The sequence below is a fragment of the Streptomyces sp. CNP082 genome, assembly GCF_059570535.1.
Window position 1 is genome coordinate 35,346 of sequence record NZ_JCANSZ010000023.1, and the last position, 22,621, is coordinate 57,966.

22 protein-coding genes and 2 pseudogenes are annotated in these 22,621 nt (G+C 74.7%); 17 read left to right on the forward strand and 7 right to left on the reverse strand.

Going from position 1 to position 22,621, the window contains the following annotated elements; translation table 11 throughout:
• Nucleotides 1-14: 14 nt before the first annotated feature.
• Both B124_RS19340 and coaA read right to left on the reverse strand, forming a co-directional pair.
• Nucleotides 15-1,253, reverse strand: coding sequence for a hypothetical protein (locus B124_RS19340; RefSeq protein WP_496504130.1), 1,239 nt, complete (start codon nt 1,251-1,253; stop codon nt 15-17).
• Nucleotides 1,254-1,622: 369 nt separating this feature from the next.
• Complete coding sequence (gene coaA, locus B124_RS19345) at nt 1,623-2,585, reverse strand: type I pantothenate kinase (RefSeq protein ID WP_496504181.1); 963 nt, start codon at nt 2,583-2,585, stop codon at nt 1,623-1,625.
• Nucleotides 2,586-2,755: 170 nt separating this feature from the next.
• Between coaA and B124_RS19350 the strand changes: the two genes are divergently transcribed.
• A complete protein-coding gene (locus B124_RS19350) occupies nt 2,756-3,022 on the forward strand; it encodes a hypothetical protein (RefSeq protein ID WP_496504182.1) in 267 nt (88 codons plus the stop codon).
• 18 nt (nt 3,023-3,040) lie between these two features.
• On the opposite strand, the gene B124_RS19355 is transcribed toward B124_RS19350, so the two are convergent.
• Nucleotides 3,041-3,415 (reverse strand): holo-ACP synthase, encoded by a 375-nt coding sequence (locus B124_RS19355; protein WP_496504131.1) that lies wholly within the window; start codon nt 3,413-3,415, stop codon nt 3,041-3,043.
• A 100-nt stretch (nt 3,416-3,515) separates the two neighbouring features.
• Here B124_RS19355 and B124_RS19360 point away from each other — a divergent pair.
• From B124_RS19360 to B124_RS19395, 8 genes and pseudogenes are all read left to right on the forward strand, one after another.
• Nucleotides 3,516-3,977: pseudogene (locus tag B124_RS19360) on the forward strand (SAM-dependent methyltransferase); the annotation flags it as partial.
• A gap of 63 nt (nt 3,978-4,040) precedes the next feature.
• On the forward strand, nt 4,041-5,627 hold the full coding sequence (locus tag B124_RS19365) for an NAD(P)H-hydrate epimerase (protein ID WP_496504132.1): 1,587 nt from the start codon (nt 4,041-4,043) through the stop codon (nt 5,625-5,627).
• 96 nt (nt 5,628-5,723) lie between these two features.
• Nucleotides 5,724-7,067: an alanine racemase gene (gene alr / locus B124_RS19370; protein ID WP_496504133.1), complete on the forward strand. Its 1,344-nt coding sequence runs from the start codon at nt 5,724-5,726 to the stop codon at nt 7,065-7,067.
• On the forward strand, nt 7,060-8,448 hold the full coding sequence (locus tag B124_RS19375; protein ID WP_496504134.1) for an alpha/beta fold hydrolase: 1,389 nt from the start codon (nt 7,060-7,062) through the stop codon (nt 8,446-8,448). The genes alr and B124_RS19375 overlap by 8 nt, the downstream gene beginning before the upstream one ends.
• Nucleotides 8,449-8,459: 11 nt before the next feature.
• Nucleotides 8,460-9,029, forward strand: a complete 570-nt coding sequence (gene tsaE, locus B124_RS19380; protein WP_496504135.1) for a tRNA (adenosine(37)-N6)-threonylcarbamoyltransferase complex ATPase subunit type 1 TsaE — start codon at nt 8,460-8,462, stop codon at nt 9,027-9,029.
• Between the two features lie 87 nt (nt 9,030-9,116).
• Entirely contained in the window at nt 9,117-9,320 is a 204-nt protein-coding gene (locus tag B124_RS19385; protein WP_496504136.1) for a hypothetical protein, read from the forward strand.
• A gap of 57 nt (nt 9,321-9,377) precedes the next feature.
• Nucleotides 9,378-10,244 carry an LLM class flavin-dependent oxidoreductase gene (locus B124_RS19390; RefSeq protein ID WP_496504137.1) on the forward strand — a complete coding sequence of 289 codons (867 nt, stop codon included), beginning with the start codon at nt 9,378-9,380 and terminating at the stop codon, nt 10,242-10,244.
• A 180-nt stretch (nt 10,245-10,424) separates the two neighbouring features.
• A pseudogene (locus B124_RS19395) lies at nt 10,425-11,018 on the forward strand (RNA-guided endonuclease TnpB family protein); the annotation flags it as partial.
• 56 nt (nt 11,019-11,074) lie between these two features.
• Here the strand turns inward: B124_RS19395 and B124_RS19400 are convergent.
• A complete protein-coding gene (locus tag B124_RS19400; RefSeq protein ID WP_496504183.1) occupies nt 11,075-11,593 on the reverse strand; it encodes a hypothetical protein in 519 nt (172 codons plus the stop codon).
• Nucleotides 11,594-11,835: 242 nt separating this feature from the next.
• Here B124_RS19400 and tsaB point away from each other — a divergent pair, with 242 nt between their 5' ends.
• The 4 genes from tsaB to B124_RS19420 are packed head-to-tail and all read left to right on the forward strand — an operon-like array spanning nt 11,836 to nt 14,429.
• Nucleotides 11,836-12,522, forward strand: a complete 687-nt coding sequence (tsaB, locus tag B124_RS19405) for a tRNA (adenosine(37)-N6)-threonylcarbamoyltransferase complex dimerization subunit type 1 TsaB (RefSeq protein WP_496504184.1) — start codon at nt 11,836-11,838, stop codon at nt 12,520-12,522.
• A gap of 37 nt (nt 12,523-12,559) precedes the next feature.
• Nucleotides 12,560-13,042 (forward strand): ribosomal protein S18-alanine N-acetyltransferase, encoded by a 483-nt coding sequence (gene rimI, locus B124_RS19410; protein WP_496504138.1) that lies wholly within the window; start codon nt 12,560-12,562, stop codon nt 13,040-13,042.
• Between the two features lie 8 nt (nt 13,043-13,050).
• On the forward strand, nt 13,051-14,148 hold the full coding sequence (gene tsaD / locus B124_RS19415) for a tRNA (adenosine(37)-N6)-threonylcarbamoyltransferase complex transferase subunit TsaD (protein WP_496504139.1): 1,098 nt from the start codon (nt 13,051-13,053) through the stop codon (nt 14,146-14,148).
• A 14-nt stretch (nt 14,149-14,162) separates the two neighbouring features.
• Nucleotides 14,163-14,429: a hypothetical protein gene (locus tag B124_RS19420; protein ID WP_496504185.1), complete on the forward strand. Its 267-nt coding sequence runs from the start codon at nt 14,163-14,165 to the stop codon at nt 14,427-14,429.
• Here B124_RS19420 and B124_RS19425 read toward each other — a convergent pair.
• Nucleotides 14,392-15,732 carry a class I SAM-dependent methyltransferase gene (locus B124_RS19425; RefSeq protein WP_496504140.1) on the reverse strand — a complete coding sequence of 447 codons (1,341 nt, stop codon included), beginning with the start codon at nt 15,730-15,732 and terminating at the stop codon, nt 14,392-14,394. The two genes, B124_RS19420 and B124_RS19425, sit on opposite strands and share 38 nt — an antisense overlap.
• 363 nt (nt 15,733-16,095) lie before the next feature.
• On the opposite strand from B124_RS19425, the gene B124_RS19430 reads away from it, so the two are divergent.
• From B124_RS19430 to groL, 4 genes are all read left to right on the forward strand, one after another.
• Nucleotides 16,096-17,031 (forward strand): polysaccharide deacetylase family protein, encoded by a 936-nt coding sequence (locus B124_RS19430; RefSeq protein WP_496504141.1) that lies wholly within the window; start codon nt 16,096-16,098, stop codon nt 17,029-17,031.
• On the forward strand, nt 17,028-17,969 hold the full coding sequence (locus tag B124_RS19435; protein WP_496504142.1) for a polysaccharide deacetylase family protein: 942 nt from the start codon (nt 17,028-17,030) through the stop codon (nt 17,967-17,969). Before B124_RS19430 ends, B124_RS19435 begins: the two co-directional genes overlap by 4 nt.
• Nucleotides 17,970-18,203: 234 nt before the next feature.
• Nucleotides 18,204-18,512 carry a co-chaperone GroES gene (gene groES / locus B124_RS19440; RefSeq protein ID WP_496504143.1) on the forward strand — a complete coding sequence of 103 codons (309 nt, stop codon included), beginning with the start codon at nt 18,204-18,206 and terminating at the stop codon, nt 18,510-18,512.
• A gap of 125 nt (nt 18,513-18,637) precedes the next feature.
• Nucleotides 18,638-20,263, forward strand: coding sequence for a chaperonin GroEL (gene groL, locus B124_RS19445; RefSeq protein WP_496504144.1), 1,626 nt, complete (start codon nt 18,638-18,640; stop codon nt 20,261-20,263).
• A gap of 189 nt (nt 20,264-20,452) precedes the next feature.
• On the opposite strand, the gene B124_RS19450 is transcribed toward groL, so the two are convergent.
• On the reverse strand, nt 20,453-21,448 hold the full coding sequence (locus tag B124_RS19450) for an aldo/keto reductase (protein ID WP_496504145.1): 996 nt from the start codon (nt 21,446-21,448) through the stop codon (nt 20,453-20,455).
• A gap of 375 nt (nt 21,449-21,823) precedes the next feature.
• Nucleotides 21,824-22,597 carry an SDR family NAD(P)-dependent oxidoreductase gene (locus B124_RS19455; protein WP_496504146.1) on the reverse strand — a complete coding sequence of 258 codons (774 nt, stop codon included), beginning with the start codon at nt 22,595-22,597 and terminating at the stop codon, nt 21,824-21,826.
• Nucleotides 22,598-22,621 lie beyond the last annotated feature (24 nt).

The following is a 22,621-nucleotide window of genomic DNA, read 5'->3' on the forward strand; positions in this document are numbered from 1 at the left end:
GCGATGACGAGGTGTCAGGGGCAGGCCGGCCTGTTCACCCCGTAGATGAATCGCTGGTGGGCGCCCGGATATTCGGTGAGGGTCCACAGCTGATTCTCCGAGCGGAGCCAGTAGGGATCCTGGAGCCCCCAGCCGCCGCGCTGCGACGCCAGCGTCCTGTGGCCCGTCGAGTTGGCCCGGACCAGGTCGCGGTTGGGGCTGTTGTCTCCGCCCGTGTGGAAGTAGTAGCAACGACGCGAAAAGGCGCCCTGAACGTAGCGGACGGGCTGATGCCAGGCCCTGAACGGCTGGATCGTGCCCTGGAATCGGGTCATTGCGCTGTTCGCCCAGCGGGCCACCCGGCCGACGCTGGTCGTCCGGTACTCACTGGTCAGGAAGGCAGGGTTCCGTCCGGGGGCCCGCTCCAGAGACATGGAGTCATAGCGGGTGCCGGCCCTCTGGTTGTGCCACCGGCCGATCTCGGGCAGCAGGTAGTGGTAGCCGCGCCCGCAGTATTCGCCATGGTGACGCCCGGTCGGGCAGTCGGGGCTGACGTTCCCTTTCCGGTTCTGCGCCAGCCGCAGGAGGTTGTCGGTGTCAAAGACACGCACGCCGCTTCTGGGACCGGCGACGAAGAGGTAGTGCCGGTACCAGACGATGCCTCCCGCGTGGGTGTTCACGTCGCTGTAATCGGTCCCGGCGCTGTTCGGACGCACGAGCAGGACATGGATGTATGTGTTCGTGGTGCGGTCGAGGAAGCTCAGCCGGGTTCCCGTCCCGTCATGTCCCACCGGGCCCGAGTGCCAGGAGAAGACGAGGGCCTTGTGCCCGTCCACCGTGCCGGCTCCGGGCCGCGCGTCCTCCGTCCCGCTCACCCCCTGTGGGGTCCACCGCTTGCTGACGGTGTCCCGGTGATTCAGGCAGTAGTAGGCGACCGCGTGCGCCCCGATCAGAGCGCCGTTGTCGGTCGTGGCCTTGTCGCGGCAACGGCCTTCGCCCTCCGTTTCAGCCTGGCGGTTGGCCGCGTGCAGCATGGATCCCACCGGGATCCGGGCGCCGCGCGGGTTCATTTCCCTCCTCAACTGCCGGGCCTGCGTGCGCCGGTCACCCTCCCACCGAAGGGAGAAGGCGTCGGGGTCGGCGGCGGTCATGGGCTGGGGCGTCGGATGGGGGCCGGTGGTGACCGGGGCGGCAGGTACGGCCGCGGTGAGCATGCCGAACGCCGTCAGGAGAAGCGCTGCGCCGGGCGCACGCCCACGCGTGGAAAATCTCATGACCTCTCCGGTGGCAGTGGAAGGAAACGCGGGGGCGCCTGCAGGGCACATGACTGACGACTGCAGCCCACCGCCGGAAACAGTGATTCCACGCCGTTCCGGGAGAGTTGCGCAGGAGATCCGGAATTCACCCGGGCGGCAACGACTCGGCTGTGGTGGACCGGCCGGCGTCGGTCAGCGTTCCCGTGCTCGTTGTGCGCGGGGTACGACGAGACCACCGCCGCGTGCGTCGTGCCGTTCGCCGAGCGTGTCGCCGGCGCGCAGCTTCGGGTGCTCCCGGAATCGAGCGTCGTCGGACCTGGCGCCGAGTGCCGTGAGTACCGCGGTTACTCCGCGACACCGGCGGGGTGCGGTGGTGTAGCGCGCGTGCTACAGCTTGCGCAGGGACAGCCGCTGGACCTTGTGGTCCGGGCCCTTGCGCAGGATGAGGGTGGCCCGGCCGCGGGTCGGGGCGATGTTCTGGCGCAGGTTGGGCTCGTTGATCGTGTGCCAGTTGCGTTCGCCGTACGCCATCGCCTCGGCCTCCGGCACCTCCGCGTAGCGGCGGAAGTACGACAGGGGGTTCTGGAAGGCCGTCTCGCGCAGCTTGCGGAACCGTTCGGCGTACCAGCGTGCGATGTCCTCGATGCGCGCGTCCACGTACACGCTGAAGTCGAAGAAGTCGGCGAGCGCGACGCGGGTGCGGCCGTCGTGGCCGGGGAGCGCGGGCTGGAGCACGTTCAGGCCCTCGACGATGAGTATGTCCGGGCGCTGCACCTTCAGCCGCTCGCCGGGGACGATGTCGTATGTGAGGTGGGAGTAGACGGGCGCGGTGACCTCGTCCCGCCCGGACTTCACGTCGGCGACGAAGCGGGTCAGCGCGCGCCGGTCGTACGACTCGGGGAAACCCTTGCGCGCCATCAGCCCGCGGGCCGCCAGCTCGGCGTTGGGCAGCAGGAACCCGTCGGTGGTGACCAGCTCCACGCGCGGGTGCTCGGGCCAGCGCGCGAGCAGCGCCTGCAGCAGCCGCGCGACGGTCGACTTGCCGACGGCCACGCTGCCGGCGAGCCCGATGACGAACGGCGTGCCGGCGTGCGGTCCCGCGGTGCCGCCGGAGCCGCCGAGGAAGGTGTTGACGGCGCGCCGCAGGCCGTGGGTGGCGCCGACGTAGAGGTTGAGCAGGCGGGAGAGGGGCAGATAGACGTCCCGTACCTCGTCCAGGTCGATCACGTCGCCGAGGCCGCGCAGCCGCTCGACCTCCTCCGCGGACAGCGGCAGCGGCGTCCGGTCGCGCAGGGCGCTCCACTCGGCGCGGGAGAGGTCGACGTAGGGGGAGGGGCTGTGCGTGCTCATCGGCGAGGCCACGGGGCCATTGTGCGCGGGGGCGATGGGAGCCGCGCGGGCGGGGGCGCGCGGGCGGGGGCGCGCGGGCGGGGGCGCGCGGGCGGGGTCCGGCCTACCCCTAGGCCCGGAGCGGCCGGAAGGCTATGGTCCGCATGCGTATTCGATTCTTGGGGGACGAGATGTCCGTACTGCATGCCGTGTGGCACGAGAGACGCAAGCAGCTCGCCGCGGCCGGCGCACGGCGCCGGCGGGCCCGGAACACCCGGGAGGAGTTCGCGGGCCGGGTCCGGGGCGACCTCGCGGCGGAGCTGCCGGACGAGGACCTGGGGGAGGACCTGGTCGAGTCGCTGGACCTGTACCGCATGGGCAGCAAGCCGCGCTGCGAGGAGGTGGAGTACCTGGACCTCGTCCAGGAGGCGGTGGAGCGGATGGCGTGGGGCAGGTAGTCCGGGGTCGGCCGCCGCTCACCCCTCGGCGATGACGACGGCGGAGGCGATGCCGGCGTCGTGACTCAGCGACACGTGCCAACTGCGCACCCCCAGCTCGGCGGCGCGCGCGGCAACGGTGCCGCGCACGCGCAGATGGGGCCGCCCGTTGTCGTGGACGCACACCTCGGCGTCGTGCCAGTGCAGCCCGGGCGGCGCCCCCAGCGCCTTGGCCAGCGCCTCCTTCGCCGCAAACCGCACCGCCAGCGAAGCCACCCCCCGCCGCTCCCCGTCGGGCAGCACCTGCTCGGCGGGCAGGAACAGCCGATCGGCCAACTCCGGCGTCCGCTCCAACGCGGCCCCGAACCGCCCCACCTCGGCGACATCGATGCCGACCCCGACGATTCCGCTCATGCGCGGCAGGGTAGCGGGTGGGGGCGTAACGCCGCCGGGCCGGCGTGGGTCGGCGGGGCGCGCCGTCACGGCACCCCCGCGCTTCCGTCATGGTGCCTCGCACCTCTTGGAGCGCGACGACCGCGACCTCGCCCTCGCCGAGGCGCGGCGCGTCACCCGCCCCGGGGGCCTCGTCGCCGCCGCGGCGATCGGCCGGTACGCCTCCGTCTTCGAGCACACCGCGACCACGCTGCTCACCGGGGACCGCGTCCACGACGCCGTCCGCGACATCCTGACCACCGGCCGCCACGACCCCGGTCGCAAGGGCTTCACGGCCGCGTACTTCCACACGGCGGCGGGGCTGGCGGACGAGATGCGCGCGGCAGGGCTGGGCGAGGTGACCGTGTACGGGGTGGAGGGGCCGGGGTGGGCGCAGCTCAAGGCCGTCGAGCAGCACACGGGGCGGCCGTTGCCGGCGGACCACCCCGCGTTCGCCGCCGCGCTGCGCGCGGCGCGGCTGGCCGACGGGTATCCGGAGCTGCTGGCGGCGGCCTCGCACCTGCTGGCGGTCGCCCGGCGCTGAGCGCGCCGCGTGCGTTCCGTACCCCCGGCTGCGGTCCGCGCGGGGGGCAGGGAGGATGGGGGGATGAGGAGCGCGTACGGGGTGGAGACGGTGCGTCGTGCTGAGGCGGCGCTCATGGCGGAGTTGCCCGAGGGCGCGCTGATGCAGCGGGCTGCGGCGGGGCTGGCCGCCGCGGCGGCCGGGTTGCTGGGGCGGGTGTACGGGCGGCGGGTGGTGCTGCTCGTGGGCAGCGGGGACAACGGCGGGGACGCGCTGTACGCCGGGGCCCGGCTGGCGCGGCGCGGGGCACGGGTGACGGCGGTGCTGCTCAGCCCGGAGCGGGCGCACGAGGGCGGGCTCGCCGCCCTGTGGGCTGCCGGGGGGTGGGTCGTGCCCGCGGAGGAGGTCGTGCCCGCGGAGGAGGGGGCCGACGCGGAGGTTCCGCTGCGCCGCGTGTTCGAACGCGTCGACCTCGTCCTCGACGGCATCGTCGGCATCGGCGGCTCCGGCGGCCTCCGGCCCTCCGCCGCCGCGCTCATGCACCTCGTCCGCGACTCCCGCGCCCCCGTGCTCGCCGTCGACCTCCCCAGCGGCGTCGAGGCCGACACCGGCGAGGTACGGGGCGACGCCGTCACCGCCGACGCCACCGTGACCTTCGGTACGTACAAACCCGGTCTCCTCGTCGACCCCGCCGCCGAGCGTGCCGGCGCGCTGCGGCTCGTCGACATCGGGCTCGGCCCGTACCTGCCCGCCGTGCCCGAGCTGGAAGCCCTGCAGCACGCCGACGTCGCCGCGCTGCTGCCGCATCCGACCGCCGAGAGCGACAAGTACCGGCGCGGCGTCGTCGGCGTCGTCGCCGGTTCCGAGCGCTACCCCGGGGCCGCCGTCCTCGCCGTCGGCGGGGCGCTGCGCGGCGGGGCGGGGGCCGTGCGGTACGTGGGGCCCGCGGCGCGGGCGGTCATCGCGCGGTATCCGGAGACCCTGGTGCACGCCGGGCCGCCGGCGAAGGCGGGCCGGGTCCAGGCGTGGGTCGTCGGGCCGGGTCTTGGGGACGGGCCGGGTGCGGAGGAGGTGGTGGCGCAGGTGCTCGCCACCGACGTGCCGGTGCTGGTGGACGCCGACGGCCTGCGGCTGCTGGACCGGGTACGGGTACGGCGCCGCTCCGCGCCGACGCTGCTCACCCCGCACGCGGGGGAGGCCGCCGCGCTGCTGGGCGTGGACCGGGCGGAGGTGGAGGCGGGCCGGCTCGCCGCCGTACGGTCGCTGGCCGCCGCGTACGGGGCGACCACCCTGCTCAAGGGCTCCACCACCCTGATCGCCGACCCGGAGCCGGAGCCGGAGCCGGACCCCGGGGACCCCGGGGGCGCGGAGGGCGCGGAGGGCGGTGGTGCGCCCGGCGCGGGTGCGGATCCGGCGCGCGGGGGCGCACGCACCCCGGTGCGGCTCAACCCCACCGGCACCCCCTGGCTCGCCACCGCCGGCAGCGGCGACGTGCTCTCCGGGCTCACCGGCTCGCTCCTCGCCGCCGGCCTCGCCGCCCGCGACGCCGCCTCCGTCGGCGCGTACCTCCACGGCCTCGCCGCCCGCACCCTCGCCGCCGGCGCCCCGGTCACCGCCCACGAACTCCCCGACGCCCTCCCCGCGGTCTGGCGCGACGTCCGCGACGCGTAACGCCGCCGGGCCGCAGGCGTCAGCAACCCCGTGCCCGACGCCGCAGCCCCCGTCGCCCAGCCGCAGGCGTCAGGGGGGAATGCGACACTGGCACCGATGACCGACACCCCCTTCCGCGCCCGCGCGGAGATCGACCTCACCGCGTACGGCGCCAACATCCGCGCCCTGCGCGGCATCGCCAGCCGCGCGCAGTTCATGGCCGTCGTCAAGGCCGACGCGTACGGACACGGCATGCTGCCCCTCGCCCGTGCCGCGCGGGCCGCCGGTGCCGAGTGGCTCGGGGCCGCCACGCCGGACGAGGCGCTGCACCTGCGGGCTGCCGGTGATCAGGGGCGGATTCTGTGCTGGCTGTGGACGCCCGGCGGGCCGTGGCGTCAGGCCGTCGAGGCGGATCTCGACATCGCCGTCAGCGGCGTGTGGGCGCTGCGCGAACTCCTGCCCGCCGCCCGCGCCGCCGGGCGTCCCGCGCGCGTGCAGCTCAAGGCCGACACCGGCCTCGGGCGCAACGGCTGCCTCGCCGCCGACTGGCCCGGTCTCGCCGCCGCCGCCCGCGCCGCCGAGGCCGAGGGGCTCATCGACGTCACCGGCGTCTGGTCGCACTTCGCCTGCGCCGACGAGCCCGGCCACCCCTCCGTCCGCCGTCAGCTCGACGCCTTCCACGACGCCCTCGCCGTCGCCGACCGCGCGGGGCTGCGCCCCGAGGTGCGGCACCTGGCGAACTCCCCGGCCACGCTCACCCTCCCCGAGGCCCACTTCGACCTCGTACGGCCCGGGATCGCGTCCTACGGGCTGTCGCCGAGCCCCGAGGTCGGCGCGTCCGCGGACTTCGGGCTGCGGCCGGTGATGGCGCTCAAGGCGCCGCTGGCGCAGGTCAAGGAGGCGCCGGCCGGCCTGGGCATCTCGTACGGGCACCACTACGTCACCCCGGGCCGCACCACCCTGGCCCTCGTCCCGCTGGGCTACGCGGACGGCATCCCGCGGCACGCGTCGGGGACGGGGCCCGTGCTGGCCGCCGGGAAGTGGCGGACGGTCGCGGGGCGGGTCGCGATGGACCAGTTCGTCGTGGACCTCGGCGGAGACGCGGCGGCGGTGGGCGAGGAGGCGGTGCTGTTCGGGGCGGGGGACGACGGCGAGCCCACGGCGGAGGACTGGGCGCGGGCGGCGGGCACGATCGGGTACGAGATCGTCGCGCGGATCGGACCCCGCGTTCCGCGCGTGTACGTGGGCGGGGCGGGGGATGCCACCCTCATGGACACCGACACGGATACGGGCACGAGCACGGATACGGCCGCGGGCGCGAGCACGGACGAGGACGCCGGCGCGAGCACGGACGCGAGCCCGAGCGCGGGTACGGGCACACACCCCGGCACGGCTGCGGGCGCCCCGCAGCCGACGCGCCCTCCCGGCGCCGCCCCCCGCCCCGGGTCCCGCCATGGCTGACCCCCTCCCCGCCCCCACCCCCGCCTCCGGCGGCTGGGCCCGGGCCGGCCGGCGCGCCGGGATCGCCGGTGCCGCCATCGGCGTCCTCGCCGCCGGGGCCGCCGCAGGCGTGGCGGTGGAGCGCCTCGCGATGGGCCGCGACGTACGCCGCCGGGCCCGGCAGGCCCTCGACGTGGCCGGCCCGTACGGCACCCTCCGCGGCACCCCCGGCACCGCCGTCGCGGACGACGGCACCGAGCTGTACTACGAGGTCGAGGAGGCCGGCGACTTCCCGGCCGCGCCCCCCGACGGCACCGCCCCCGAGAACGCCACCGCCCCCCGCCGCCGGCGCCGCCGCTTCGCCGCCCGCCGCGACCCCGCACCCCTCACCGTCGTCTTCACCCACGGCTACTGCCTCACCCAGGACTCCTGGCACTTCCAGCGCGCCGCCCTGCGCGGCCGGGTCCGCACCGTCTACTGGGACCAGCGCAGCCACGGCCGCTCCGCCCGCGGCATCTCCCAGCTCGCCGGCGACGAACCGGTCACCATCGAGCAGCTCGGCCGCGACCTCAAGGCCGTCCTCGACGCCGCCGCCCCCGAGGGCCCGCTGCTCCTCGCCGGGCACTCGATGGGCGGCATGACGGTCATGGCCCTCGCCGACCAGTTCCCCGATCTCGTACGGGACCGGGTCGCCGGCGTCGCGTTCCTCGGCACCTCCGCGGGCGACCTCGGCCGCGTGACGTTCGGTCTGCCCGCCGCCGGAGCCTGGGCCGTACGGCACTTCGTGCCCGGCGTCCTGAGGGCCCTCGGCAGCCGCGCCGAGCTGGCCGAGCGCGGCCGGCAGGCGACGGCCGACCTCTTCGCCGGGATCATCAAGCACTACTCGTTCGGCACCGAGGGCGTCGACCCGGGCGTCGCGCGCTTCGCGGAGCGGCTGCTGGAGAGCACGCCGATAGACGTGGTCGCCGAGTTCTACCCGGCGTTCGCCGCGCACGAGAAGGATGAGGCGCTGGCGCTCTTCCGCGACCTCCCCGGGCTCGTCCTCGTCGGCGACCGCGACATGGTCACGCCCCCGGCGCACAGCGAGCGGATCGCCGCGCGGCTTCCCGACGCCGCGTTCGACGTCATCGAGAACGCCGGGCACCTCGCGCTCCTGGAACGCCCCGACCGCGTGAACGACGCGCTGGCCACGCTGCTCGCCCGCGCGGGCGTGCGGATCCGGCCGGGGGACAGGGCGAAGCCGGGAGCCGCGCCGAAGCCGGGGGCCGCGCCGAAACCGGGGGCCGCGCCGAAGCCAGGGACCGCGATGAAGCCGGGGGCCGGGCGGGAGTCCGCGGCCGGGGCGGAGCCGGGGGGCGGGCCCGTACGGCGCCCGCGCGGCACGTCGCGCCGGACCCTCTAACATCCAGTCCCATGAGCGCCGCCGCGACCACCACCGCCGTGCAGTTGACCGTCGAGTCGCCCGAGCAGATGCAGGACCTGGGCCGCCGGCTGGCCGCCCTGCTGCGCGCCGGTGACCTCGTGCTCCTCACCGGGGCGCTGGGCGCGGGCAAGACGACGCTCGCGCGCGGGCTGGGCGCCGGGCTCGGGGTGCGGGGGGCGGTGACGTCGCCGACGTTCGTCATCGCGCGCGTGCACCCGTCCGTCTCCGGCGGGCCGCCGCTCGTCCACGTCGACGCCTACCGGCTGGGCGGCGGTCTGGAGGAGATGGAGGACCTGGATCTCGACGTGTCGCTGCCCGAGTCGGTCGTGGTCGTGGAGTGGGGCGAGGGCAAGGTCGAGGAACTGGCCGAGGACCGGCTGCACGTCGTCATCGAGCGCAGGACGGGCGGTGCCGCCGAACCGGCGGAGGCGGCGGGGGAGATGGCCGAGGAGACGGCCGACGAGATGGGCGCTGCGGAGGCAGACGTACGGCACGTCACCGTCACCGGCGTCGGCGAGCGCTGGGCACACGGCGCGCTGGCCGCGCTCACCCGCGCCTGAACAGCAGTGCTGTACGTTCCGACGAAGATGCCGACGTGCTGTCGGCATAGCATTGCCCCAGGTAGGCGGGCGTGGTCCCATGGGTGTATGGCATCTGAGCAAGACGAGCAGCGCCCCGCCGTCGGGGTCGCCGAGCTGCTCGCCGCCTGCGCGGCGGCCGAGGCGGTCTCGACGCCGCCCGCCCCCGAACGCCGGGCGGAGGAGCCGGGGGAGCCGAGGGAACCGGGAGAGCCGGAGGAGCCGGGAAAGGCGGCGGGCAGCACCGCCGCCGCGGAGCGACACGCCGCGTAGCTAGGCGCTCCCAGACCCGCCCCATCCGCCCCACCCGGGGACATCTAGGCTGCGCGGATGGACATCGGCATCGGACTTCCCTCCACCCTCCCCGGCATCCCCGGCAAGCTGATCCCCGCGTGGGCCACCGCGGCAGAACAGGCAGGGTTCTCGACCCTGGGCACCATCGACCGCGTCGTCTACGGCAACCTCGAAACGATCCCCGTCCTCGCCGCCGCCGCGGCCGTCACCGAGCGGATCGGCCTGGCGACGACCATCCTCATAGGGCCGTACCGCGGCAACGGCGCCCTGCTCGCCAAGCAGCTCGCCTCCGTCGACGTGCTCTCCGGCGGCCGGCTCACCGTCGGCGCCGCGGTCGGCGGGCGGCAGGACGACTACGAGGCGACGGGCGTGCCGTTCACCGAGCGGGGCCGGATCTTCGACGACCAGCTCGCCGAGATGCGCGCGGTGTGGAGCCAGGACGCCCGCGGCCGGGCCCACCCCGTCGGCCCGGCGCCGGTGCAGGCCGGCGGGCCGCCGATCCTCTTCGGCGGCGAGGCGCCCGCCACGTTCCGGCGGCTCGCGGAGTACGGCGCCGGGTGGATCCTCGGCGGCGGGTCGCCCGAGCAACTGGCCGCGGGCGCCGGAAAGGCCAGGGCTGCGTGGCGCGAGGCGGGCCGGGAGGGCGAGCCGCGGGTGGCGGCGCTGGCGTACGCGAGCCTCGGCGAGGACGCCGAGGAGCACGCCCGCAGCTACCTGCTGGACTACTACGGGTTCCTCGGCGACTTCGCCGAGAAGATCGTCGCGGGGGCGCTGACGTCGCCGAAGGCGATCGCCGCCGCGAAGGCCGCGTTCGCGGACGCGGGCTGCGACGAGCTGGTGCTGTTCCCCTGCAACCCGGACCTGGCGCAGGTCTCGCTGATCGCCGAGGCCGCGGGGCTGTAGGAGCGTAAGAACGCGGGAACGGGGGAACGGAAAACGGAGCGGCGGGGATCCGGCGGCGGATCCCCGCTACCGGAATTCATTCGTGGTGCATCGGCCTTCAGGCCGGTGATGAAGCGAATCTGATGGTGGCGACGTGGAGCGTCGCGGGTTCAGGTTCGGCGGAGCCGGACACCGCGCTTCTTCGCCTCCCCGCGCTTCCTTCGGCGCGCGGAGAAGAAGCTGAAGAAGGCCCAGCGGGAGCTGTCCCGCAAGCAGAAGGGGAGCAAGAACCGCGCCCACGCCCGCCTCAAGGTCGCCCGCGGCCNCGCCGAGGTCACCGACGCACGCCGCGAGTTCCACCACCAGCTCTCCACGAAGCTGATCTCCGAGAACCAAGGGATCGCGGTGGAGGACCTGTCGGTGGCGGGACTGGCCCGCACGAAGCTGGCCAAGTCCGTGCACGACGCCGGATGGTCATCGTTCATCAGCATGCTGGAGTACAAAGCAGAGCGGTACGGCCGCACACTGGTCAGGATCGGCCGGTTCGAGCCGACCTCCCAGACCTGCTCCACCTGCGGCGCCGTGGACGGCCCCAAACCCCTGAACGTCCGGGAATGGACCTGTACCGCCTGCGGCACCGTCCACGACCGGGACATCAACGCCGCGATCAACGTGAAGACGGCCGCCGGACTGGCGGCATCGGCCTGCGGAGCGCCGGTAAGACCAGGAGCAATCCCGGCACAGCGCGAAGAAACAGGAAGCCACGGATTCCCGACCGAATCCCGTGCCGCGTAGCGGCACAGCAACGATCGAGAAGGCCGGAACCTCGGGCTTCAACCCCGAGGCGCAAGTCAATTCACTACCACGACCTCGACGCCCACCGTCGCGAAGCGCCACAGCGCCTTGCCGTCCACCCGCGACGAGCGCACACCGCCCGTCTTCTCCGCCGCGTCCGGGTCCGGCCGCGAGCCGTCGACCGCGGCGCTGAACCCTATGACCGTGCCCTCGGCCTCCGTGAAGATCACCACGTGCTCGACCGGCACCCCGTCCGAGCCGGTGATCTGCCGCGACCGCGAGGTCACGGCGTACGTGCCGACCGGCGGGTCGACGGTGCTCGGCGTCACCTTGTACGTCCGCAGCACCGAGTTGTCCTCGCCGACGAGCCACACGCGCCGGTCCTTCAGCGCGTACACCACCCGCAGCCCGGAGCCCGAGCGGGCGGGCAGCTCAAGCTTCTTCTCTTTCGCCTTGGACGGCTCGGGGCTGGCGACGCCCGGCCGGTTGCGGGCGAGGGAGTCGGGGGCGTTGGCGTTGGCCTGGTAGGCGAGGAACGCGACCACGCCCAGGGCGGCGGCCGTCAGCCCGGCCACGAATTTCCCGCTGCCTGCCACGCGGTACGCCCCTTCCGGTACGGCGGCCGTACGGCCGCGCTGCCGAAGCCGGCACCTGGCTTGCCCGTGCCGGCCTGCCCTGCCCGCCCCCCGTCTGCTCCGCCCGACGGTAGCACCCGCCGCCGCGCCGCCCCGGCCCCGCCGCAGCCGCCGTCACCGCCCCGGCGGACGGCTCCGGGCACCCCCGGCGCCCGACTACGCTGGAGAGCGTGCTGCTCGCCATGGATACCGCCACCCCCGCCGTCACCGTCGCACTCCACGACGGCGACCCCGCGGCGCCCGCGCTCGCCGCGTCGCACCAGGTCGACGCCCGGCGCCACGGCGAGCTGCTGCTGCCCGCCGTCCACCGGGTGCTGGGCGCGGCGGGGCGGGAGCTGGGGGAGCTGACCGGCGTCGTCGTCGGCGTCGGGCCCGGCCCGTACACCGGGCTGCGGGTGGGGCTGGTGACCGCGGAGGTCCTCGGCATGACGCTCGGCATCCCCGTGTACGGGGTCTGCACGCTCGACGGCATCGCCTACGCCGCCGGCCGCGACGGCGGCGCGGGCGCGGGCGCAGGCGACGACGGTATCGACGGCCCGTTCGTCGTGGCCACCGACGCCCGGCGCAAAGAGGTGTACTGGGCGCGCTACGCCGACGCCCGCACCCGCCGCACCGACCCCGCCGTCGACCGGCCCGCCGACCTCGCCGAGCAGATCGCCGGGCTGCCCGCCGCCGGGGCCGGGGCCGGGCTGTACCCCGAGGCGTTCCCCGACGCCCGCCCCCCGGCGCACCCGCACGCCGCCGCCCTCGCGGCGCTGGCCGCCGAGCGGCTCGCGGCGGGCGCCGAGCTGCTGCCGCCCCGCCCGCTGTACCTGCGCCGGCCGGACGCGCAGGTCCCGGCCGCGTACAAGGCGGTCACCCCGCGATGACCGCACGCCCGGCCCCGTACGAGAGCGACCCCCGCAGATGACCGCTGTCGCCCTGCGGGAGATGCGGTGGTGGGACATCGACCCCGTGCTCGCCCTCGAACGGGACACCTTCCCCGAAGACGCCTGGTCCCCGGCCATGTTCTGGTCCGAGCTGGCCCACGCCCGCGGCCCCGGCGCCACCCGCGCGTACCTCGTCGCCGAGGACGCCGACGGCCGCGTCGTCGGCTACGGCGGCCTCGCCGCCCTCGACGGCACCGGCGACATCCAGACCATCGCCGCCGCCCGCGACCACTGGGGCACCGGCCTCGGCCCGCGCCTGCTCCAGGCGCTGCTCGCCGCCGCCCGCCGCTTCGGCTGCCGCGAGGTGCTGCTGGAGGTGCGCGTCGACAACGAGCGCGCCCAGCGCCTCTACGAGCGCCACGGCTTCGCCGTGATCGGCGTCAGGCGCGGCTACTACCAGCCCGGAAACGTCGACGCGCTCGTCATGCGCCGTAGCGAGACCCGTACCGAGAAAGAGTGATGCCCCCCATGGCAGACGAACCCCTGGTGCTCGGCATCGAGACGTCCTGCGACGAGACCGGTGTCGGGATCGTCCGCGGGCACACGCTGCTCGCCGACGCCGTCGCCTCCAGCGTGGACGCGCACGCCCGCTTCGGCGGCGTGGTGCCCGAGGTGGCGAGCCGGGCGCACCTGGAGGCGATGGTGCCGACGATCGAGCGGGCGCTGCGCGACGCCGGGGTCACCGCCCCCGACCTGGACGCGGTCGCGGTGACGGCGGGGCCGGGGCTCTCGGGCGCGCTGCTGGTCGGGGTGTCGGCGGCCAAGGCGTACGCGTACGCGCTGGGCAAGCCGCTCTACGGCGTCAACCACCTCGCCTCGCACATCGCCGTCGACCAGCTCGAGAACGGCGCGCTGCCCGAGCCGACGATGGCCCTGCTGGTCTCCGGCGGGCACTCCTCGATACTGCTGTCCGCCGACATCACCTCCGACGTCCGCCCCCTCGGCGCGACCATCGACGACGCGGCGGGCGAGGCGTTCGACAAGGTCGCCCGGGTGCTCGGGCTCGGCTTTCCCGGCGGCCCGTTCATCGACAAGGCCGCGCGCGAGGGCGACCCGGCCGCGATCCGCTTCCCCCGCGGCCTGACGGGGCCGCGCGACCCGCTGTACGACTTCTCCTTCTCCGGCCTGAAGACCTCCGTCGCCCGCTGGGTGGAGGCCAGGCGCGCGGCGGGGGAGGAGGTGCCGGTGGCAGATGTGGCGGCGTCGTTCCAGGAGTCGGTGGCGGACGTGCTGACGCGCAAGGCGGTACGGGCCTGCCGGGACAGCGGCGTCGGCCACCTGATGATCGGCGGCGGTGTGGCGGCGAACTCGCGGCTGCGGGCGATGGCGGAGCGGCGCTGCGAGGACGCGGGGATCGTGCTGCGGGTGCCGCGGCCGAAGCTGTGCACGGACAACGGGGCGATGGTCGCGGCGCTGGGCGCGGAGATGGTGGCGCGGGGGCGGGCGGCGTCGGACTGGGAGCTGTCGGCGGACTCGTCGCTGCCGGTCACGCAGACGCACGTACCGGGCGATGACCACGGCCACGACCACGTGCACGAGCTGGCGAAGGACAACCTCTACTGGTGACCGTCATCGCGCTGATGTGGGAGGCCAAGGCCGCGGCCGGGCGCGGCGACGAACTGCTGGCGTGGGCGCGGGCGCAGCGCCTGCCCAGGCAGCCGCTGCGGCGCGAGACGTTCCGCGCGCCGGGGGACCGGGTGCTGGTCATCACCTGGTGGGATGCGGGCTGCGGCAACAGTGAGCCCGGCATGCCGGAACTCCCGGATCCGGACGCCGGCCTGCTGGCGCGGCCCGTGCACCGCTGGCGGTTCACGTCGCTGGGGCCGGACGACCCAGCAGCACCGTAGGGGCGCCCGCGACCCGGGTCAGGAAGACGGTGCAGGACGCCGCAGGCGGACCGCTGAGCTTCAGCATGCGCCGCAGCTCCTCGGGCTCGACGGCGGAGCCGCGCTTCTTGACGGTGACGCTGCCGACGCCGCGTTCGCGCAGCAGGGCGCGGAGCTTCTTGACGCTGAAGGGGAGCGAGTCGGTGATCTCGTACGCGGTGGCGTACGGGGTCGGCACCAGGCCGTCGGCCGCGACGTACGCGATGGTCGGGTCCAGCAGCCGGCCGCCGACCTGCGCCGCCACCTCGGCGACGAGGTGGGCGCGGACGACGGCGCCGTCCGGCTCGTACAGATAGCGGCCGACGGGTCCTGCCACCGGGTCGGGCAGACCGCGGCCGGTGAGGGTGACGCCGGCGGGCAGGATGGTCGCGCGACGGGCGCCGGGGGAGACGGCGCCGGAGGAGACCGCGTCAAGGGAGACGGCGTCAGGGGAGACCGCGTCGAGGGAGACCGCGTCGGGAACGGTGCCGAACCAGAGCACGGCCTCCTTCACGTCGCCGCCGTCGGAGACCCACTCCGCCTCGGCGTCGTCCGGCACCGCCTCGTGCGGGATGCCGGGGGCGACCTTCAGCGCCGCGTGCGAGACGCGGCGGGCGACCTCGACGGCCCAGGACAGCGGCGGGGAGTACGCCTCGGGGTCGAAGACACGCCCCCGCCCGCCCCCGCCCGGTCCGCCGCCCCGGCCCGCCGGGGCACCCCCTCCGCCCCGGCGGGCCGGGGCACCCCCCACGACCCGGCGCGCCGGGTCGATGAACACCGCGTCGTACTCCGAGATGTCCACCTCCCCCACCTCCGCGCACCGCACGTCGACCAGCTCCGCGAGCCCCAGCGCCGCCGCGTTGGCCCGCGCGGCGGCGGCCGTCGCCGGATCCCGGTCGACGGCGAGCACCGCGATCCCGGCCCGCGCCAGCGCCACCGCGTCGCCGCCGACGCCGCAGCACAGATCGGCGATCCGGGTGACGCCGAGCGCCGCGAACCGGGCCGCGCGGTGCGCTGCCACCGCGGTACGGGTCGCCTGCTCGACGCCGTCGGGGGTGAAGTACATCCGCTCCGCGTCCGCCCCGAACTTCGCCGCCGCCCGCTGCCGCAGCCGGGCCTGGCCGAGCGCGGCGGAGACCAGCGGGGCGGGGTGGGTGCGGCGCAGCCGGGTGGCGAGGGCCAGCTCGTCGGCGGGGTCGTGGTCGCGCAGCTCGTCGAGGAGGGTCTGCCCCTCGGGGGTGAGGAGACCGGCGAGGGAGCCAGCGGAGGCGTCGGGGCCGTGCATGCGCCCATTGTCCGCGACCGGTGACGCCTGCCCGCGCAGGCCGCCGTACTCGCCGTCGAAGCAGGCGCGGCAGAGGCTGGGTGGCGCCGTACCTGCGCGGGCCGCCGGGGCGGAGGCCCGGCCGTGGCCCGCAGCGCAGTTCGCCGCAGCGCCGCCGCGCCCGCCTTCCCGCCGTGCCCGAGGCGTACGCCCGGGCGGCTCCTCCCGCCGGACCGGCGGCCCGCGGTGTCCGGCCTCCCGCGACCCGGCCGGACGGCCTGCCCGCATCCGCCATGCGGGGGCCCGTACGGCGTGGCGGCATGACACCCGGGTCCGTGCCGGTGAGGATGCGGGCGTCACTAACTAATACGACAAAAGGGCAAAATGACCCCACGAGCTCTGCCCCACACGGGCTTCCTCACCCTGGCCGTCACCACCGCCCTCCTCGCCTCCCTCACCTCCGCCTGCTCCTCCGGCCCCGCCGGCCACCCCCGCCCCCTCACCGAGGGCGCCCAGGACGCCAAGCCCGCCCTCGCCGGCGCCCCCGCCGCCGCACCCGCCCGCGCGCTCGCCCGCACCGCGCAGCACCAGCGGCGCCTCCATGCCCGGCGGCTCGCCGCCGCCCGCGCCTGGGGCCTGGACGCGGCCCCGCTGCTGCCGCCCGCCCCGCCGCGCACCAAACCCGCGCTCGCCACCGAACCCGGCTACGAGACGGCCGGCGGCGGCCCCGGCCTGCCGCCGGTCATCACCCGGGTCCCGACCGACGACCGGGTGGTCTTCCTGACCATCGACGACGGCTACCGCAAGGACCCCGAGCTGCTGCGCATGCTGCGCGAACTCGACGTGCCCGTCAGCGCGTTCCTCGCCGACGAGGTCGCGAGCGACGGCTACGCCTACTTCCGCGCCCTCCGCGACCTCGGCACCACCGTCAACAACCACACCCTCCACCACCCCGACCTCCGCGAACTGCCCTACGCCTCCCAGCGCGAGGAGATCTGCGGCCAACAGCGCGTCCTGAAGCGCGAGATGGGCGCCGCACCGCGGATCTTCCGCCCGCCGTACGGCAACTACAACGGCGACACCCTGCGCGCCGCGCGGGACTGCGGCATCGAACTCGTGCCGCTGTGGCAGCAGGAGGCGTTCCCCGGCCGCTGGACGTACTCCCGGGGCGACACCGCGTTCCACCCCGGCGATATCGTGCTCACCCACTTCGAAGGACCTTCCGAATTCGGCGGCACGATGGCCGACGTCCTCCGTACGGTGCTCCGTAAGGCGAACGACGAGGGCTTCGCCGTTGCTCGCTTGGAGGAGTACGTATGAGGCGCACCCGCCGCTCCGGGCGGCGGTCGTCGGCCGCCGCGATAGCCGCCCTCTGTCTGCTGGCGCTCACCGCCTGCGCGGACGCGGCCCGGCCGACGGAGGAGTGGTTTCCGGAGAGCAGAGGCGAGCCCGCGGAGGGGAGTCCGGACGCGCGGCACGCGGGCCGTACGCCGCGCGCGCTGCCGGGCGGGGACGCCAAACGCGGCGAGGCGGGCGGGACCGGCGAGGCCGGCGAGGATTCAGCCCGCGCCGCCGATCCCACGGCGTACCGGCACTGGGGCCTCGACCGCCCCCTCGACCCGCCGCCCGCGCCCCCCGCGAGCCGCCCCGTGCAGCCGGCGGACTCCGGGCTGCCGGCCGTGACGGGCCGGGTGCCGACGCGGGACAAGGTCGTCTTCCTCACGATCGACGACGGCTGGGCGAAGGACCCCGAACTGATCCGGATGGCGGCGGATCTGGGGCTGCCGTTCAGCATGTTCCTCTCCGACTCCGCGGCCGGCGGGGACTACGGCTACTTCGAGGAACTGCGGCGCCTCGGCAACTCCGTCCACGGCCACACCCTCACCCACCCCGACCTCACGTCCCTGCCGTATGCCGAGCAGCGCCGCCAGATCTGCCGCCAGCAGGCCCGCGTCGCGGAGACCTTCGGGGTCCGCCCGACGCTCTTCCGGCCGCCCTACGGCGCGTACGACGCGGCGACGCTCAGGGCCGCCGCGTCGTGCGGCGTGCGCGCGATGCCGCTGTGGCGGGCGGAGATGAAGGCGAGCGGCCTGGAGTACCGCAGCGGCGGCCGGCTGCGCCCCGGCGACATCGTGCTGGCGCACTTCCGGGGGCCGGAGCAGCAGGGCGGCCGGACGATGACGGACGTGCTGGCGGAGCTGGTACGGGAGGTCCAGCGGCAGGGCTTCACGGTGGCCCGGCTGGAGGACTACATGTGACGCGGGCGGTCGTGGCCCGTACGACTGTACGAGCGGCGGGCGGCGCCACGGGTGGCAATCTGGCACTCGGCTTGACCGAGTGCTAAAGCGCGGCATAACCTCGGCTCTGGCACTCCCCCAGCGAGAGTGCCAACACAGCGACGAGGCGGATCCGGCACCCGCGACGACGGATCCACCAGGGTCGCCACCCCAGACATTCAACCCCGCGAGATCTCCGAAGGGGGAGGTCGGATCGTGACGACCGCCAGCACCAAGGTTGCCATCAAGCCGCTTGAGGACCGCATCGTGGTCCAGACGCTCGACGCCGAGGAGACCACGGCCTCGGGCCTGGTCATCCCGGACACCGCCAAGGAGAAGCCCCAGGAGGGCGTCGTCCTGGCCGTCGGCCCGGGCCGCTTCGAGGACGGCAAGCGGCTGCCGCTCGACGTCTCCGTCGGCGACGTCGTTCTCTACAGCAAGTACGGCGGCACCGAGGTGAAGTACAACAACGAGGACTACCTCGTCCTCTCTGCCCGCGACGTGCTCGCGATCATCGAGAAGTAACGGGGCGCTTCCCGCTTCTTCCCGCACCAGGCCGCGCCCCGGATCCGTTCATCGAGCAGGACATATCGAAACGGGCCGGGGCGTCGGCGCTCCCTACGGCGCCCCCTTGAGAGGATCCACGTTCCATGGCGAAGACTCTGAAGTTCGACGAGGACGCCCGCCGCGCTCTTGAGCGCGGCGTGGACAAGCTCGCCGACACCGTGAAGGTGACGATCGGCCCCAGGGGCCGCAACGTCGTCATCGACAAGAAGTTCGGTGCCCCGACCATCACCAACGACGGCGTGACCATCGCCCGTGAGATCGAGGTCGAGGACCCGTACGAGAACCTGGGCGTCCAGCTTGTGAAGGAGGTGGCGACCAAGACCAACGACGTCGCGGGCGACGGCACCACCACCGCCACGGTGCTGGCCCAGGCGCTGGTCCGCGAGGGCCTGCGCAACGTGGCCGCCGGCGCCTCCCCCTCCGCGCTCAAGCGCGGCATCGACGCCGCCGTCGCGGCCATCTCCGATGACCTGCTGAAGGCCGCCAGCCCGATCGACTCCAAGTCCGACATCGCCGCGGTCGCCGCGCTGTCCGCGCAGGACGAGCAGGTGGGCCAGCTCATCGGCGAGGCCATGGACAAGGTCGGCAAGGACGGGGTCATCACCGTCGAGGAGTCCAACACCTTCGGCCTGGAGCTGGACTTCACCGAGGGCATGGCCTTCGACAAGGGCTACCTGTCGCACTACATGGTGACCGACCAGGACCGCATGGAGGCGGTGCTGGAGGACCCGTACATCCTGATCACCCAGGGCAAGATCTCCTCCATCCAGGACCTGCTGCCGCTGCTGGAGAAGGTCATGCAGGCCGGCTCGTCGAAGCCGCTGCTGATCGTCGCCGAGGACGTGGAGGGCGAGGCGCTGTCCACCCTCGTCGTCAACAAGATCCGCGGCACCTTCAACTCCGTCGCCGTCAAGGCCCCCGGCTTCGGCGACCGCCGCAAGGCGATGCTCGGCGACATGGCCACCCTCACCGGCGGCACCGTGGTCTCCGAGGAGGTCGGCCTCAAGCTCGACCAGGTGGGCCTCGAGGTGCTGGGCACGGCCCGCCGCGTGGTCATCACCAAGGACGACACGACGATCGTCGACGGCGCCGGCAAGTCCGACGAGGTCGCCGGCCGGGTCGCGCAGATCAAGGCGGAGATCGACGCCACGGACTCCGACTGGGACCGCGAGAAGCTGCAGGAGCGGCTGGCGAAGCTGGCCGGCGGCGTGTGCGTCATCCGCGTCGGCGCGGCCACCGAGGTCGAGCTGAAGGAGAAGAAGCACCGTCTGGAGGACGCGATCTCCGCCACCCGCGCGGCGGTCGAGGAGGGCATCGTCTCCGGCGGCGGCTCGGCGCTCGTCCACGCCGCGAAGGTGCTGGAGGACGGCCTCGGCCTCACCGGCGACGAGGCCACCGGCGTCGCGGTCGTGCGCCGCGCTGCGGTCGAGCCGCTGCGGTGGATCGCGGAGAACGCGGGCCTTGAGGGGTACGTCATCACCTCCAAGGTCGGCGAGCTGTCGGCCGGCCAGGGCTTCAACGCCGCCACCGGCGAGTACGGCGACCTGGTGAAGGCCGGCGTCATCGACCCGGTGAAGGTGACCCGCTCGGCGCTGGAGAACGCGGCGTCGATCGCCTCCCTGCTGCTCACGACGGAGAGCGCGGTGGTGGAGAAGCCGGAGCCGGAGGAGGACCAGGGCCACGCCCACGGCCACGGCCACGCGCACTGACCTCCGGTCGGGCGACGGGTTCCGGACCCGGGCTGTTACACGACAGGGCCTCGCCTCCGTACGTATCCGTACGGGGGCGAGGCCCTGCGGCGTGTGGTGCGGGGCACCCGGGGCGAGCGCAGCGGGTTTCCGGCGCGCCGCCTGACCGCGGCCGAGGAGACGGCCGGCCGCATACCCGAGTCAGACCCGTCACGGCGCGGTCGGGGTCGCGGTCGGGGCGCGCTCGTCCAGCAGCCCCTCCGCGCGCAGGTCGGACCAGACTCCGTCCGGGATCCGCGTACCGAACGCGGCCAGGTTGTCCCGTACCTCGTCCGTGCTGCGCATGCCCAGCACGATGCCGGCGACGACGGGATGCAGCAGCGGGAAGGCCATCGCCACCTGCGGGACGGTCGCGCCGTGCCGCTCGCAGACGTCCGCGATCCGCTCCACCCGCCGCACCAGCTCCGGGTCTGCGGGGGCGTAGTCGAAGCGGGCCCCGGGCGCGGGCCGGCCGGTCGCCAGCAGCCCGGAGTTGAAGACGGAGGCGGCCAGGACCGTGACCCCGCGCTCGGCGCAGGCCGGCAGCAGCTCGTCCAGCGCGCTGTGGTCCAGCAGGGTGTAGCGGCCGGAGAGCATCACCACGTCCGCGTCGGTCTCCCGCACCAGGCGGGTCAGCTTCCCCGGGTGGTACATCCCGGCGCCGACCGCCCCGACCACGCCCTCGGCACGCAGCTCGGCGAGCGCCGGGTAGCCGTGCCGCAGTGCGTCCTCGAAGTGCTCCTCGGCATCGTGCAGATACAGCACGTCGATCCGGTCCACGCCGATACGGCCGAGGGAGTCCTCGACGCTGCGCCGGATACCGTCGCGGGAGAAGTCCCACACCCGGCGGTGGGTGGCCGGCACGGCGAAGAACTCGTCCATGCGCCCACCCGGATCCTGGGGCACCAGCAGCCGCCCCACCTTCGTCGACAGCGTGAACTCCGCCCGCGGCTTGCCACGCAGCAGTTCGCCGATGCGACGCTCGGACTGGCCGATGCCGTAGTGCGGGGCGGTGTCGAAGTAACGGATCCCGCCGTCCCAGGCGGCACCCAGGGCCCGCGCCGCGGTGTCATCGTCCAGCGGCGCGAACAGCCCGCCGAGCGGCCCGCCCCCGAAACCGAGCTCGGTGACGTCGACGTCGGTCCTGCCGAGCGGATGGGTACGCATACGACGACTCTCTTCCCTGCGTGACCGGAAACCCGTGGGCCAACGATACGGATCGTCTCCTTGGTTTCGGGGGCGGAGCCCCCGGGTTTCGGGGTGGGGCGGCGTCGGGTGTTCGGGGCGATGGCCTGGTGCGGCGGGGCCGCGTGGGTGCGGGGGTTTGGGGCGGAGCGCCGGGGGGTCTCGGGGGCGGAGCCCCCGAGTTTCGGGAAGGGGCGGGGTCGGGGAACATCCTCCCTCCGCCTACCGGCACCGGAGCGTTGCCGGGCAGGGGGCTACCGCGGTGACGCTGCCGGGGGCTCGGGGCTCGGGGCTCGGGGCTCGGGGCTCGGGGGCCGGGGCCGGGGCCGGGGGGCCCGGGGCGGGCCGGGAACCCCGTTACCGCGGGCCGTACTTGCGGCCCGCGCCCGACGAGAACCGCCCCAGCACCTCCCGCGGCACCAGCTTCGCCGCCCCCATCAGCGCCTTGTACCGCACGTCCGGGATCGACACCGTACGGCCCCTCCGCAGGTCCCGCAGCCCCTCCGCCACCACCTTGTCCGCGTCCAGCCACATCCACCCCGGGATGTTGTCCGTCCCCATCCCCGCCCGCTCGTGGAACTCCGTCCGCACGAACCCCGGGCACAGCACCATCAGCCGCACCCCGCTGCCCGCCAGGTCCCGCGCCACGCCCTGCGTGAACTGCGCGACCCACGCCTTGCTCGCCCCGTACGTCCCGCGCGGCACGAACGCCGCCGACGACGCGACGTTGACCACCGCACCCCGCGACCGCTCCCGCATCGCCGCCGCCGCGGCCGTCGTCAGCCGCAGCACCGCCTCGCAGTGCACCTTCAGCATCGTCAGCTCGTCGGCCAGGGCCACCTGGAGGAAGCGCCCCTTCAGCCCGAAGCCCGCGTTGTTGACCAGCAGGTCCACCGGCCGCTCCGCGTCACCGAGGCGCATTTCCACCGCCGCGATGCCCTCGTCCGTCGACAGGTCGGCGGGGAGCACCGACGCCTCGACACCGTGCCGCTCGTGCAGCTCCGCGGCCTGTTCGTGCAGCCGCTCCGCCGTCCTGGCGACGAGCACCAAGTCGTGCCCCGAAGCAGCCAGTTGGCGCGCGAAGGCGGCGCCGAGGCCGGCCGTCGATCCCGTAATCAGCGCAGTCGTCATGGCCGCACGCTAGCGGGCACGCCC

Coding starts and splice junctions, on each gene's coding strand:
- B124_RS19340 (WP_496504130.1), bottom strand. CDS start 1,253: ATGAGATTTTCCACGCGTGGGCGTGCGCCCGGCGCAGCGCTTCTCCTG.
- coaA (WP_496504181.1), bottom strand. CDS start 2,585: ATGAGCACGCACAGCCCCTCCCCCTACGTCGACCTCTCCCGCGCCGAG.
- B124_RS19350 (WP_496504182.1), top strand. CDS start 2,756: ATGTCCGTACTGCATGCCGTGTGGCACGAGAGACGCAAGCAGCTCGCC.
- B124_RS19355 (WP_496504131.1), bottom strand. CDS start 3,415: ATGAGCGGAATCGTCGGGGTCGGCATCGATGTCGCCGAGGTGGGGCGG.
- B124_RS19365 (WP_496504132.1), top strand. CDS start 4,041: ATGAGGAGCGCGTACGGGGTGGAGACGGTGCGTCGTGCTGAGGCGGCG.
- alr (WP_496504133.1), top strand. CDS start 5,724: ATGACCGACACCCCCTTCCGCGCCCGCGCGGAGATCGACCTCACCGCG.
- B124_RS19375 (WP_496504134.1), top strand. CDS start 7,060: ATGGCTGACCCCCTCCCCGCCCCCACCCCCGCCTCCGGCGGCTGGGCC.
- tsaE (WP_496504135.1), top strand. CDS start 8,460: ATGAGCGCCGCCGCGACCACCACCGCCGTGCAGTTGACCGTCGAGTCG.
- B124_RS19385 (WP_496504136.1), top strand. CDS start 9,117: ATGGCATCTGAGCAAGACGAGCAGCGCCCCGCCGTCGGGGTCGCCGAG.
- B124_RS19390 (WP_496504137.1), top strand. CDS start 9,378: ATGGACATCGGCATCGGACTTCCCTCCACCCTCCCCGGCATCCCCGGC.
- tsaB (WP_496504184.1), top strand. CDS start 11,836: ATGGATACCGCCACCCCCGCCGTCACCGTCGCACTCCACGACGGCGAC.
- rimI (WP_496504138.1), top strand. CDS start 12,560: ATGACCGCTGTCGCCCTGCGGGAGATGCGGTGGTGGGACATCGACCCC.
- tsaD (WP_496504139.1), top strand. CDS start 13,051: ATGGCAGACGAACCCCTGGTGCTCGGCATCGAGACGTCCTGCGACGAG.
- B124_RS19420 (WP_496504185.1), top strand. CDS start 14,163: ATGTGGGAGGCCAAGGCCGCGGCCGGGCGCGGCGACGAACTGCTGGCG.
- B124_RS19425 (WP_496504140.1), bottom strand. CDS start 15,732: ATGCACGGCCCCGACGCCTCCGCTGGCTCCCTCGCCGGTCTCCTCACC.
- B124_RS19430 (WP_496504141.1), top strand. CDS start 16,096: ATGACCCCACGAGCTCTGCCCCACACGGGCTTCCTCACCCTGGCCGTC.
- B124_RS19435 (WP_496504142.1), top strand. CDS start 17,028: ATGAGGCGCACCCGCCGCTCCGGGCGGCGGTCGTCGGCCGCCGCGATA.
- groL (WP_496504144.1), top strand. CDS start 18,638: ATGGCGAAGACTCTGAAGTTCGACGAGGACGCCCGCCGCGCTCTTGAG.
- B124_RS19450 (WP_496504145.1), bottom strand. CDS start 21,448: ATGCGTACCCATCCGCTCGGCAGGACCGACGTCGACGTCACCGAGCTC.
- B124_RS19455 (WP_496504146.1), bottom strand. CDS start 22,597: ATGACGACTGCGCTGATTACGGGATCGACGGCCGGCCTCGGCGCCGCC.